The organism is Pantoea sp. DY-5, assembly GCF_019795955.1.
In the GTDB taxonomy this organism is placed as follows: domain Bacteria; phylum Pseudomonadota; class Gammaproteobacteria; order Enterobacterales; family Enterobacteriaceae; genus Pantoea; species Pantoea leporis.
On the sequence record NZ_JAIMIE010000002.1, the window covers coordinates 269,325 to 281,904 of the forward strand.

At 54.4% G+C, this 12,580-nt stretch carries 13 protein-coding genes and 1 tRNA gene; 10 read left to right on the forward strand and 4 right to left on the reverse strand.

The window, feature by feature from the left end:
- Positions 1-224: 224 nt before the first annotated feature.
- Positions 225-1,184 (reverse strand): LysR family transcriptional regulator, encoded by a 960-nt coding sequence (locus K5Y30_RS09370; RefSeq protein ID WP_222211145.1) that lies wholly within the window; start codon positions 1,182-1,184, stop codon positions 225-227.
- Between the two features lie 100 nt (positions 1,185-1,284).
- On the reverse strand, positions 1,285-2,193 hold the full coding sequence (locus tag K5Y30_RS09375; RefSeq protein WP_222211147.1) for a LysR family transcriptional regulator: 909 nt from the start codon (positions 2,191-2,193) through the stop codon (positions 1,285-1,287).
- A 130-nt stretch (positions 2,194-2,323) separates the two neighbouring features.
- Between K5Y30_RS09375 and K5Y30_RS09380 the strand changes: the two genes are divergently transcribed.
- From K5Y30_RS09380 to K5Y30_RS09410, 7 genes are all read left to right on the forward strand, one after another.
- A complete protein-coding gene (locus K5Y30_RS09380) occupies positions 2,324-3,634 on the forward strand; it encodes an MFS transporter (RefSeq protein WP_222185480.1) in 1,311 nt (436 codons plus the stop codon).
- A 14-nt stretch (positions 3,635-3,648) separates the two neighbouring features.
- On the forward strand, positions 3,649-4,737 hold the full coding sequence (locus K5Y30_RS09385) for a tartrate dehydrogenase (RefSeq protein ID WP_222185479.1): 1,089 nt from the start codon (positions 3,649-3,651) through the stop codon (positions 4,735-4,737).
- 158 nt (positions 4,738-4,895) lie between these two features.
- Positions 4,896-6,302 carry an MFS transporter gene (locus K5Y30_RS09390; protein WP_222185478.1) on the forward strand — a complete coding sequence of 469 codons (1,407 nt, stop codon included), beginning with the start codon at positions 4,896-4,898 and terminating at the stop codon, positions 6,300-6,302.
- Positions 6,303-6,715: 413 nt separating this feature from the next.
- The gene (locus K5Y30_RS09395; protein ID WP_110867269.1) at positions 6,716-6,898 is read left to right on the forward strand and encodes a general stress protein; all 183 of its coding nucleotides are present in this window, start codon (positions 6,716-6,718) and stop codon (positions 6,896-6,898) included.
- A 70-nt stretch (positions 6,899-6,968) separates the two neighbouring features.
- On the forward strand, positions 6,969-7,481 hold the full coding sequence (locus tag K5Y30_RS09400; RefSeq protein ID WP_222211149.1) for a ferritin-like domain-containing protein: 513 nt from the start codon (positions 6,969-6,971) through the stop codon (positions 7,479-7,481).
- Between the two features lie 129 nt (positions 7,482-7,610).
- Positions 7,611-8,228, forward strand: a complete 618-nt coding sequence (locus tag K5Y30_RS09405) for a glutathione S-transferase family protein (RefSeq protein WP_222185476.1) — start codon at positions 7,611-7,613, stop codon at positions 8,226-8,228.
- A gap of 10 nt (positions 8,229-8,238) precedes the next feature.
- Entirely contained in the window at positions 8,239-10,281 is a 2,043-nt protein-coding gene (locus K5Y30_RS09410; protein ID WP_222211151.1) for a pyridoxamine 5'-phosphate oxidase family protein, read from the forward strand.
- Between the two features lie 6 nt (positions 10,282-10,287).
- Here K5Y30_RS09410 and K5Y30_RS09415 read toward each other — a convergent pair whose 3' ends face one another.
- On the reverse strand, positions 10,288-10,746 hold the full coding sequence (locus K5Y30_RS09415) for a GNAT family N-acetyltransferase (RefSeq protein ID WP_222211153.1): 459 nt from the start codon (positions 10,744-10,746) through the stop codon (positions 10,288-10,290).
- A 359-nt stretch (positions 10,747-11,105) separates the two neighbouring features.
- Between K5Y30_RS09415 and K5Y30_RS09420 the strand changes: the two genes are divergently transcribed.
- The 3 genes from K5Y30_RS09420 to K5Y30_RS09430 are packed head-to-tail and all read left to right on the forward strand — an operon-like array spanning position 11,106 to position 12,358.
- On the forward strand, positions 11,106-11,624 hold the full coding sequence (locus tag K5Y30_RS09420; protein WP_222185473.1) for a DUF2778 domain-containing protein: 519 nt from the start codon (positions 11,106-11,108) through the stop codon (positions 11,622-11,624).
- Positions 11,602-11,862 (forward strand): hypothetical protein, encoded by a 261-nt coding sequence (locus K5Y30_RS09425; protein WP_222211155.1) that lies wholly within the window; start codon positions 11,602-11,604, stop codon positions 11,860-11,862. Before K5Y30_RS09420 ends, K5Y30_RS09425 begins: the two co-directional genes overlap by 23 nt.
- A gap of 4 nt (positions 11,863-11,866) precedes the next feature.
- Positions 11,867-12,358, forward strand: a complete 492-nt coding sequence (locus K5Y30_RS09430) for a type VI secretion system tube protein TssD (RefSeq protein ID WP_222211157.1) — start codon at positions 11,867-11,869, stop codon at positions 12,356-12,358.
- A 133-nt stretch (positions 12,359-12,491) separates the two neighbouring features.
- Here K5Y30_RS09430 and K5Y30_RS09435 read toward each other — a convergent pair.
- Positions 12,492-12,567 (reverse strand) — tRNA-Phe (locus K5Y30_RS09435).
- Positions 12,568-12,580: the final 13 nt, after the last annotated feature.

The window sequence follows — 12,580 nt, forward strand, 5'->3', positions numbered from 1 at the left end:
TTCCATTATCCTGATAACACATAGTTAACGGTTAATAATCACTAAATCACATAGTAAGAGCTAAGGCTTCGCATAATCCTCTTGCCCTAAAACAGAGTCAATAATCGCGCTCAGCTTTTGACCAATGGATTTCTTATATCTTATGCCAGAAATGTTATAAGCGGGTTTTGCGAACGTGCGTAGGGTCGCCATTCATGGCGACCTTGCTAATAACCGCACTAATTTTAATCCTGATTAATCAACCGCATAATACGCGGATGCTCGCTGGCGGGCAGACGCTCAAAACCCGGCAGCAAATCGGCGGCCGCGCTGGCTAACGCCTCAACCAGCGCCTGCGCGGCAGCTGAAATCTGTCTTCCCTGCGGCGTGATCACGCCAAAGTAGTAGGGAATATCCTCCTCAATTGGACGGATCGCCACACCGGCGAGCGGCATGCCCCAACCGGTGACCGGTTCGAGAATCGCCACGCCCAGCCCGGCGCGCACGCAGCCAAGAATATTGGCGGAAGAGTTGGTTTCGATGGTTTCGTGCAGCGGCGTTTTGACCTTTTTCAGCGCTTTTTCGTAGCGTCCGCGCAGCCGCTGCGGGCTCCACGGCGCAATCAAACGGCGTCCCGCCAGGCTGCTCAACGACAGCTGAGATTGTGCCGCCAGCTCGTCATTCTCCGGCAAAGCTACTACGCACTGCGACTGTCCAATCCAGTGCAGCTCTACCGCGTGATGCTCCAGCGGCAAACTGCATAAACCGAGATCGGCTTCGGCGGTGATCACCGCATGCGCCGTCTGCACCGCCGATTCGCTGATGATCTGCACTTTGTTCTGCAAATTGAGCGCGGCCAGCGCCTGCGGCAGCAAACCCGCCGCCAGTGCAGGCGTGGCGGCAATGCTCAGCGGGCGATGTTGCTGATGGGCGATCTCCTGCGCGCGCAGGCGAATCTGCTGCAGCGAGAGCAGCGCTTTCTGCACGTATTGATGCAGTTGTAACGCCTCTTCCGAAGGGTGAATGCGCGGACCGTTGCGGATAAACAGCGGATAACCCAGCGATTGTTCCAGTTCCTGAATCAAACGCGACACCGCCGGTTGCGAGCGATTGAGCGCCTTCGCCGCCGCCGTGACGCTACCGGCAGAGATCACTGCCGAGAAGGCTTCCAGCTGCCGCAAATCCAGGTCGTTTAAAATGGTCATCGCGCGATTTTTCCCTAACTCATTGATCGTTCCCGACATTGGCGCGGGAAAGTTTTCATCATAGAGAGAGTCGTGGGAATTAGCCACCGGCTGGATGAGGCTATAATTTCGCCGTCAGCTCACGCTGATGCTCATGCAGCAAACCCAGCATATCCAGTAGAAAACTATCTTCGTTGCCCTTCCGCCAGGCAATACTCAGCGGCAAACCTTTAATCTCTTCCGGCAGATCCAGCGCGATATAGCTGACGCTGTCGCTGTTCATGGTGCGATACGAAGCGGGCACTACCGCTAATCCCAGCCCGGCAGAAACCAGGCTTAGAATGGTTTGCTTCTCTTCGGCAAACTGGGCGATGTGCGGCGTGAATCCCGCCTGTTTAAACAGACTCATGGTGAGATCGTGACTGTGCGGGCGTGTGCGCCGGTCTGGAATGATCATCGCTTCGTGTTGAAAATCAGCCACCGCCACCCGTGCGCGCTGCGCCAGCACATGCTGAATCGGCACCGCCAGCACGCAGCTTTCGCGGGTAATAAAGCGCACCGCCAATGACGCATCAATACTTTGCGGCTCGCGAATAAAAATCATATCCAGCCAGCCCGACTTTAATTTCGGAATTAAATTAATGGTTTTGTCTTCAATAATATGAATATCGCTGTGCGGATGCAGCGGCACAAATAAATTAAGTAATGCCGGAACTAATCCACGCGCGGCACTATCAATTGCGCCAATACGTAATGTGCGACGTTCATCTTTTAATCCCACTTTAAAACGTTTAGCCAGTACATCAAATTGATCGATTAATTTACTGGCATCGTCAAAAAAGAGCGCGCCTTCGGCGGTTAATGAAACATTACGCGTCGATCGATTTAACAGACGCACGCCAAGGTCCTCTTCCAGTAAACGAATGAAGCGAGAAAGTGACGCAGGCATCATTTCCATCTTTTGTGCGGCGCGGCCAAAATGCAGTTCTTTACCCACCGCAACAAAGCAACGCAATTGATTTATATCCACATTCCCCTCACCCGTTGATTATGCAAATAGTTTATATAATCCACATCTGATGATAAGCCAAAGCAAAACTGCATACTGAACTCGATTACAAAAAAATAACACCACCCTACACAATCTGGAGCACTTTAATATGAACTCTCACCTCGAAAAAAGGGTGATGCGTAAAGTGACGTTACGCATTGTGCCCTTCATCATGCTGCTCTACTTCATCGCTTTTCTCGATCGCGTCAATATTGGTTTTGCTGCATTAACCATGAATCAGGATTTAGGTTTCTCGCCCACGGTATTTGGCTTTGGTGCCGGGATCTTTTTCCTTGGTTATTTTCTGTTTGAAGTGCCGTCGAATTTAATTCTGCATAAAGTCGGCGCCCGCATCTGGATTGCACGCGTCATGATCACCTGGGGATTGGTTTCCGGCTGCATGGCTTTTGTGCAGGGCACTACCAGCTTTTACGTGCTGCGCTTTCTGCTGGGCGTGGCGGAAGCCGGATTCTTCCCCGGCATCATACTCTATCTCAGCTACTGGTTCCCGGCGGCGAAACGGGCGCAGGTCACCGCCATCTTTATGGCTGCCGCGCCGCTTTCCACCGCGCTGGGATCGCCAATTTCTGCTGCGTTATTGGAGATGCACGGCCTACTGGGCTTTGCCGGTTGGCAATGGATGTTTGTGCTGGAGGCGATTCCGGCGCTGCTGTTCGGCATCGTGGTGCTGTTTTACCTCACCGACCGCCCGGCAAAAGCCAAATGGCTGACCGATGAGGAGCGTGCATGGCTGGAAACCACCATGCAGGCCGAAGAGCAGGCGCGCGCCGTGAAAAATAGCCACAGCAGCGCATGGCGCGGATTGATGGATAAACGGGTGTTAGCGCTGGCGCTGGTTTACTTCGGTACGTCAGCGGGTTTGTACACGCTCGGCATCTGGTCGCCGCAGATCATCCGCAGCTTCGGCGCATCCTCGATGGAAATCGGCTTCCTTAATGCCTTCCCGGCGGTGATCGGCGTGATCGGCATGATCCTGTGGGCGCGTCACTCCGACCGCACCAAAGAGCGCAGCTGGCATGTGATTGGTGCCTGTTTGCTGGCGGCGGCTGGCCTGATTTATGCCGGTAACGTCAGCACGCTGTTCACCGTGATTATCGCGCTGACGCTGGTCACCGTCGGCATCAGCGCCTCAAAACCGCCGCTGTGGAGCATGCCGACCTTATTCCTGAGCGGCCCGGCGGCGGCGGCGGGCATCGCCACCATCAATTCCATCGGCAACCTTGGCGGCTTTGTCGGCCCGATGATGATTGGCGTAATCCGCCAGCAAACCGGCAGCTATACGTGGGGCCTCTATTTCGTGGCTGGACTGCTGGCGCTTTCGGCCATTGTGGTTCTGCTGCTCGCCGCCAGCGGTAACCGACCGCAAACGGCGAAAATCCCTCATCCTCATACTCATTGATCTGGAGAAACAACATGCGTAACTACTCGATTGCCGCAATCCCTGCGGATGGTATTGGCCCGGAAGTGATCTCTGCTGGCGTGGAAGTGCTGCACGCGTTGACGCGTCACGATCCTCATCTCAAATTCAACGTGCAGACTTTTGACTGGGGCTCGGACTACTACAAGCAACACGGCGTGATGATGCCGGAAGATGGCCTGCAAACGCTGAAGACGTTTGATGCGATTTATTTTGGTGCGGTCGGCGCGCCTGACGTGCCGGATCACATCACGCTGTGGGGTTTGCGTTTGCCGATTTGTCAGGGCTTTGACCAGTACGCCAACGTGCGTCCGACCAAAATTCTGCCGGGTGTCACTTCACCGCTGCGCAATCGCGGCCCCGGCGATCTCGACTGGGTGATTGTGCGGGAAAACTCAGAAGGCGAATATTCCGGTAACGGCGGCCGCGCGCACCGTGGTTTGCCGGAAGAAGTCGGCACCGAAGTGGCGATCTTCACCCGCGTTGGCGTGACGCGTATTATGCGTTATGCCTTCAAACTGGCGCAGTCGCGTCCACGCAAGCTGCTGACGGTGGTGACCAAATCCAACGCCCAGCGTCACGGCATGGTGATGTGGGATGAGATTGCCGCCGAAGTGGCGCAGGAGTTCCCGGACGTACAGTGGGACAAAATGCTGGTGGATGCGATGACGCATCGCATGACGCTGCATCCGCAGAGCCTTGATACCATCGTCGCCACTAACCTGCACGCCGATATTCTGTCGGATCTGGCCGGTGCGCTGGCGGGCAGTTTAGGCGTGGCGCCCACCGCCAATATCGATCCTGAACGTCGCTTCCCGTCGATGTTCGAACCGATTCACGGCTCGGCGTTTGATATCACCGGCAAAGGCATCGCCAACCCGATAGCCACGTTCTGGACAGCGGTGCAGATGCTGGAGCATCTCGGCGAACGCGACGCAGCGGCGCTGATTATGCAAGGCATTGAATATGTCTGCGCTAAGGGCATTTTGACACCGGATGTGGGCGGCACGGCGAACACGGCTGAGGTAACGCGTGCGGTGGTGCAGTTTATTGAGACGAAAGCTACTGTGGCAGAAACAGCGTGATGTAACCTGGTGCGCATGAATGCGTGCCGGGGCATTGTTGTGGTCGCCATGAATGGCGACCCTACGACGGCATCAACATTTTGCTAAACATTTCGGTTTGCACCTGCCGCGCTTTTCATTAAAAGTCTTTGCATCCTTCTGTTTTCGCAGGACCTCGCATGATCGACTCAGGCAGAGAAGCCAGACCAAACTCCCATCGCACCCTGCTGTTAGCGTTGTTGGTCGCCGTGACCTTCTTTATGGAAAACCTCGATGCCACGGTGATCACGACTGCGATTCCGCAGATGGCGCGCGACTTCGCTTCCAGCCCGGTGGCGCTGAACATTGGCGTCAGCGCCTATTTACTGGCGGTGGCGATTTTCATTCCGATGAGCGGCTGGCTGGCGGAGCGCGTTGGCGCGCGCACGGTATTCGCTAGCGCGATCCTGATTTTCACCCTCGCCTCAATCCTGTGTGGCTTAAGCGACACGCTCGCGATGTTCACGCTGAGCCGCATTCTGCAAGGCATTGGCGGTGCGATGATGGTGCCGGTGGGTCGCATGGTGGTGCTGCGCGTCACCGAAAAAAAGGAGATGGTGAAAACCATTGCCTTTATTACCTGGCCGGGCTTGATTGCGCCGGTGCTTGGCCCGCCGCTGGGCGGTTTGATTGTCACCTACGGGCATTGGCCGTGGATTTTCTGGCTCAATATCCCGCTCGGTATTATCTCCATCATCGCCACCGCTTATCTGGTGCCGCAGTTCAAAAGCGAACAGCTGCGACCGTTTGATGTGCGCGGCTTTGTGCTTACCGCCACCGCCTGCACCTCATTAATTATCGCGCTCGAAGCGCTCGGGCAGATGCATCTCAGTTTTGGCATTCCGTTGCTGCTGCTGGGCGCGCTGTGCAGCTGGCTGGCGTATCGTCACAGCTTCCGCCATGCGCAGCCGCTGCTGCCGTTTAGCGCGATGAAAATTGCCACCTTTCGTAATGCGGTGATTGGCGGCTCGTTCTTCCGCGCCTCGATCAACGCGGTGCCCTATTTGCTGCCGCTGCTGTTTCAGCTGAGTTTTGGCTGGAGCGCGGCGCAGGCCGGTGCGATGGTGCTGTGGGTATTTGCCGGAAACCTGGCGATGAAGCCGGCGACAACCTGGTTAATGAAGCGCTGGGGCTTTCGTCGCGTGCTGATGTTCAACGGCGTGATCAGCCTCGCGGCAATGCTCGGCTGCTTGCTGCTCACTCCGTCGCTGGGCTACTTCGCCATCGCCGCGATTCTGTTTATTGGCGGGCTGTCGCGCTCGTTGCAATTCAGCTGCTACAACAGTTTGGGCTTCGCCGATGTGCCGCAAAACAAGATGAGCGATGCCTCGGTGGTGTTCAGCATCTTCTTCCAGTTCAGCATGAGCGCGGGTATTGCGCTGGCGGCGCTGTTCCTGCGCGCATCCATGTTGTGGCAGGAGCATAGCGAAATTGCGCAAAGCGATATTCATATCGCCTTCGCCGGCGTCGCATTGTTGGTGCTGCTATCGCTGTTTGACGTAACGCGACTGGAGAAAAATGCCGGTGCGCAGGTGCTGGTAAAATAATCCCAATGCACTATTTACCGTTAAAAAGGGTAAATAGTGCGCTTCGCTTAAAAATAATCACTTTCACATAAGCAATTATATTTTTTAAAGCCCTTTTAAGATAATGGCTAATGATCTATCCGCCACTCTCTCCTTAGGGAAAAATGAAAACATCAGGAATACTGATTCATTTCATCACATTGAAATAAAAATAACTCACAAGCGCAGCGGTTAATTATTCTACCCCCCTATTAATCGCGAAGATTTAATTATCATTTAGCAAAATCAATATATTAAATGCATGAAAAATAATTGAACAATTTCAACATCGATAAGATAAATCCTAATTGCTTTTGGTTGTACGTTTGGCTTTTAGGGCTAACCTTAAGTAGCAAGTGAAATACGCGTTATCCCCTTTATCTGAGGTATTGATTATGACAACACCACGTGGCGGTTCTGGCAATTTTGCCATGGACCCGGAAAGAGCCCGCGAAGCGGGTAAAAAAGGCGGCCAATTAAGCGGCGGCAATTTTCGCAATAATCCAGAACGTGCGATTGAAGCAGGACGAAAAGGCGGTAAAAAAAGCCGTCGAGTCGTCGATAAATCTCCCGCATAACGTTATTGCGGCTGGCCGGTAATTCGGCAACAGCCGCAGTATCCTTTTATTTATTTGTCAGGAAAATATTATGAGCCACAACAGCGAAGAGCACTTTCTCGATTGGGTAAAAGATGCCCATGCCATGGAAAAACAGGCTGAAAGCATGCTGGAAAAAATGGCCTCGCGCCTTGAACACTATCCCGAACTTAAACTGCGTATCGAACAGCATATTGTGGAGACTCGTGAACATCAGACGCTGGTGCAGAGCGTGATTGATCGCTACTCCACTTCCCAATCGGTATTGAAAGATCTTGCCGGCAAAATCTCCGCTTTTGGTCAGTCGATTGGCGGCGTGATGGTGGAAGATGAAGTGGTGAAAGGCGCGATCAGCGGCAATGTGTTTGAACACCTTGAGATTGCCAGCTACACCTCACTGATTGCGGCGGCGCAGCATCTTAACGATCACGAAAGTGCCGATATCTTCTCTCGTATCCGCGAGCAGGAAATCGCCATGGCCGACTGGACCTTGACGCATTTACCTGACGTGACCGAACAGTATCTGATTCGCTCCGCTACGCCCGGCGTTGAAGCCAAGAAGTAGCTCCCGCACGATTCTTCCATTTTTCGCAACAATGACTTCGCTAACCCGGCTATTCTGCCGCTAAATTGTCTGTGCGAACCTTATGGCAAGGCTCGGGATTATCCCGAGCAACACCTAAGGAACCGCAACATGAAACTCTATCACTTCCCGCTTTCTGGTCATGCTCACCGCGCACGTCTGTTCCTGTCGCTGCTGGATTTACCGCATGAAGTCATCGATGTCGATCTCAAATCTGGCGAAAACAAAACGCCGGAATTTCTCGCTATGAACCCGTTTGGTCAGGTTCCGGTACTGGAGGATGACGGCGTGTTTATTGCCGATTCCAATGCCATTCTGGTCTATCTGGCGAAGAAAACCGGCCGCAGCGAATGGCTGCCGGAAGATGCGCTGGGCGCGGCGGCGGTACAGCGCTGGCTCACCGTGGCAGCCGGTGATATCGCCTTTGGTCCAGCCGCGGCGCGTTTGATTACCGTGTTTGGCCGCCCGTTCAATCCAGAAGAGGTGATTGCCCGCGCGCATCTGGTGCTGTCACGCATTGAGCAGCATCTCGAAGGTCGCGAGTGGCTGGTCGGCGATCGCCCGACTATCGCCGACGTCGCGCAGTACAGCTATATCGTGGGTGCGCCAGAAGGCAATGTCGATCTCTCTGGCTATCCGGCGGTGAACGCGCTGTTGCGTCGCATCGAAGCGCTGCCGGGCTTTGTGCCCTTCCCTCAAACTGCGGCTGGCCTGCGCAGCATCGCCTGAGTCCACCATCATGAGCAATAAACGGCCGGTTTGGCATCAGGGTGAAATTGCGCTTCAGCAACAGGCGGGCGTGGCGGAACGCATGGCGGACATCGGCCAGCGCGTGATCCGCGATCACATGCCCGATCAACACCGCGACTTCTACGCGCAGCTGCCGTTTATTGTGGCGGGCAGCGTGGATGCGCACGGCGATGCGTGGGCCACGCTGCTGGAAGGCCAACCCGGTTTTATCTTCTCGCCGAATGCCACCACGCTGGATATCGAGGCGCGTCCGCATCAAGGCGATCCCGCGGCGGCGGGCATGCAGGATGGCGCGCCGGTTGGGCTGCTGGGCATCGAACTGCACACGCGGCGACGTAACCGCATGAACGGCTTGCTGCAGGCGATTGGCGGTGGTTTTCGCGTGCAGGTGGAACAGAGTTTTGGCAACTGCCCGCGCTATATCCAGCTGCGTGACTTTCACTTTGCACATCCTCCCGCCGAACCGTATCGCGGTGACGTGGAAACCCTGAGCGCGCTGGATGATGCCGCGCGCGCCAGCATCGGCGCGGCGGATACCTTCTACGTCGCCACCTATGCCGAACGCCAGGTTGATGCCTCGCATCGCGGCGGCAAACCGGGTTTCGTGCGCGTCAGCGAAGATGGTCTGCTGACCATTCCCGACTTCAACGGCAATCTGTTTTTCTCCACGCTGGGCAACATTCACCAGAATGGCAAAGCGGGATTGCTGTTTGTCGATTACGCCAGCGGCGACACGCTGCAACTGAGCGGCGATGCCGAAGTGATTCTTGACTCGCCCGAGATCGCCGCCTTTCAGGGTGCCGAGCGGCTGTGGACGTTTCGCCCGCGCCGTATCGTGCGTCGTCGTGCCGCCCTCGCCTTACGCTGGTTAACGCCGCCGGATGGCATCGCACCCAGTTCACTGATGACCGGCGACTGGCAAACCGCCGACGAACGCCTGCGTGCAGCAGATCTGGCATCGCGCTGGCGTCCGTTCAAAGTGATTAAGGTGGTGGATGAGAGCGCCACGATCCGCTCGTTTCATTTAGTGCCGGATGATGGCGCGGGTCTGTTGCCGCATCTGGCCGGTCAACATCTGCCGATTCGCCTGCAGCTGCCCGGTACGGATAAGCCGTTGATGCGCGCCTATACGCTTTCGGTCGCGCCGTCGGAGAATTTTTACCGCATCAGCGTCAAGCGCGATGGCGTGGTTTCGCGCTATCTGCACGATCATCTCCACACCGGAGATACGCTGGAAGCGCGTGCGCCGGCGGGTGATTTTACTATCGACGCCAGCGAACCGCGTCCGGCGGTGCTGCTTGCCGCTGGCGTGGGCATCACGCCGATGCTGGCGATGCTGCGCCATCTGATTTACGAAGGAGAGCGCAAACAGCGCCTGCGCCCCACGTTTCTGTTCCAGTCGGCGCGCAGCAAAGCCGAGCGCCCTTTCGTGCGCGAACTCGACCAGTTGCTGGCGGCGGCGCACGGCGCGGTGAAGCTGGTGCGCGTGCTGAGCCAGACGGCGGACGCAGAACCGGATGTTGATTACGACTTCGCCGGCCGCATCGATATGGCACTGCTCTCGCAGGTGCTGCCGTTTAACGATTACGACTTCTATCTGTGCGGTCCGCCGCAATTTACCCAGGCGCTGTACGACGGGCTGCGCGCCCTGAATATCGCCGACGATCGCATTCACGCCGAAGCCTTTGGGCCGTCGTCGCTGCAGCGCACCAACGATATTGTTAAAGAAGAAAAACCGCTGTTGCCCGTAGCAACCCAATCGGTGCCGGTGAAGTTCATGGATTCACTGAAAGAGGCGCGCTGGACGCCGGATGCAGGTTCGCTGCTGGAGCTGGCAGAAGCGCGTGGCCTGAGCCCGGCGTATAGCTGTCGTGCCGGACATTGCGGCAGCTGTAAAACTAAACTGCTGCAAGGCGCGGTGACTTACCCAACGCCACCGAGCGCGCAAGTGGCGGATGATGAAGTGCTGATCTGCTGCGCGCGGCCTGCGCAGCAGGAGGATGAGGTGCAGGCGATTCAGCTGGCGCTGTGAGATTTATCACGCTTTGTTTTTGTAGATATCAGGCCGGGTAATCGTCCACGCGTGATTCGGCTGGTTAACCGGTTGATAGCCAAACTTTTCATACAGCCACGGCGCCGTGCTGGTGAAAAGCGTAATTCTGCGCAGCCGCGCAAAAACCGGATGCGCATGTATACACGCCATCAACCAGCGTGCCAGGCCGTTTCCCTGATACGCGTCGAGCACGTAAACATCGCACAGATAGGCGAAGGTGGCGTAATCCGTGATTAACCGCGCAAAGCCAATCTGTAAGCCTTGATGGTAAAGACCAAAGTTAAGACTGTTTTGTATCGAGGCATAAACCGTCTCTTCATCAATGCCTGCTGCCCATGTCGAGGTGGTGAGATAACGGTGTATGGCGGCGAGGTCCAGTTTGTTTTCATCCGTGCTGATCAAATAACCCTCTTTGTTCCACTCTTCTATGACGCACTCACTCATCTCTGCGGCCTACGATAATTTGGTTGGGGTGTGAAAGAATTTATGAAGGATTGTTGTGGGCGACAAGCGATTTTTTATTTGGACATAGCTGCTGTGGTTAGGCTGATTTCTGGAGTTAACCTTTTTACAGTCTTATCAATAATTCAATTGACAGTGCTGATTTTATCAAAAAAATTTTAGAGATAAATATTTATATGCAACTGTTTTATATGAAATAAAAAAACCAAAAAATACGCCATTCAAAGAACCATTAGTTCAAAACGTTAGATAAACCCATAAGAATCACTAATAATTATTGGCACTACATTCCATTCATTGTTACTATCACCCACAGTTATTACATGGATATTGAGGGAACGATGGCACTGAATGGAACACTTATTCTGAACGGCGCGGATTACGCACCATTAAACATCTATGGCGTCGGCGTTTTCATGGCGTTTTCTGGTAACGGCGCTTATCGAAATCGAGGTGGATGCGGCGCAGTTTCGGGTGACGGCCCATTGCCACCCGGGAAATACTGGGTTGTCGATCGCGGCGCGGGTGGTTTCTTTGGTAAGCGAAAGGCGGAATTACAGGACGCATGGAACAAGTACACGAAAGGCGTGGCCTTTGGCCGAAGTGAATGGTTTGCACTCTATCGGGAGGATGCAGCCATTGACGACGAGACATGGTATGAGGGCGTGCGCCGCGAATTATTCCGGCTTCATCCGGGAACCGTGTCAGAAGGTTGCATCACCATTCCCCACAACTCCGATTATGCGCGTATCCGCCAGGCGTTTATGAACACATTAATGGTGCCCGTGCCAGGCAAGCCTTCGCTGATGGCCCGAGGATTAATTGAGGTCGTAGCCAATGGCTCAAACACTTGCCCGTAGGGTCGCAAAATGCGTTTTCTTCATACTAATAACGCTTGTTGTTGGCAGATCGCTCGGTGGCGCTGAAACGTATATCTCACAGGATTTCGCCCGAAAGGTTGCCGTGTTTATCAGCGGCGAATCCAACATTGAAACTCTCTACGACGCCTATTTCTACATTGATGTTGTCATCGTGGTGTCCATCACCACGGCTGTTTACTTAATAACCATGAAGTTAATTAAAAAAATAAGGAGCTAATGAAATGCCTATCCCTCCGTATATGTGGCTTAAAGACGATGGTGGAGCAGATATTCGAGGATCTGTCGATGTTCACGACCGTGAAGGCAGCATTGAAATTATCGGCATGAGCCACGGCATTAACCTGCCGGTGGATGGCTCTAACGGTAGGATCACCGGTACACGCCAGCATTCATCAATGATGATTGAGAAAGAAGTGGATAGCTCCACGCCTTATCTGTACAAGGCAGCGGCCACCGGACAGACGTTAAAAAACGCGGAACTGCGCTTTTATAACATCAGCGATGCAGGTCAGGAGGTTTGCTATTACACGGTGCTGATGGAAAACGTGAAGGTCACTGGCGTTAACTGCGGCGTGGCAAATGTGAAGCTTGCAGGCAATGACAAACTAAACCATACGGAAAGCGTCAGTTTGCAGTATGAAAAAATCACGTGGCGTATTGTGGATGGCAACATCCAGTACACGGATGCATGGAATGAGCGTCCAACCGCTTAGAACAACCTTTTCTGCTTTTGAGATGCAGAGACTCAAGCACCGCATCGAGCCGTAATCGTCACAAAATTGTATGAAGAGTGATGAAACCCAGAAAAGCAAAAACCCAGCCATAAAGGCTGGGTTTTCAGAATGTTGGTGCCCGGACGCGGAATCGAACCACGGACACGGGGATTTTCAATCCCCTGCTCTACCGACTGAGCTATCCGGGCAACGGGGCGCATT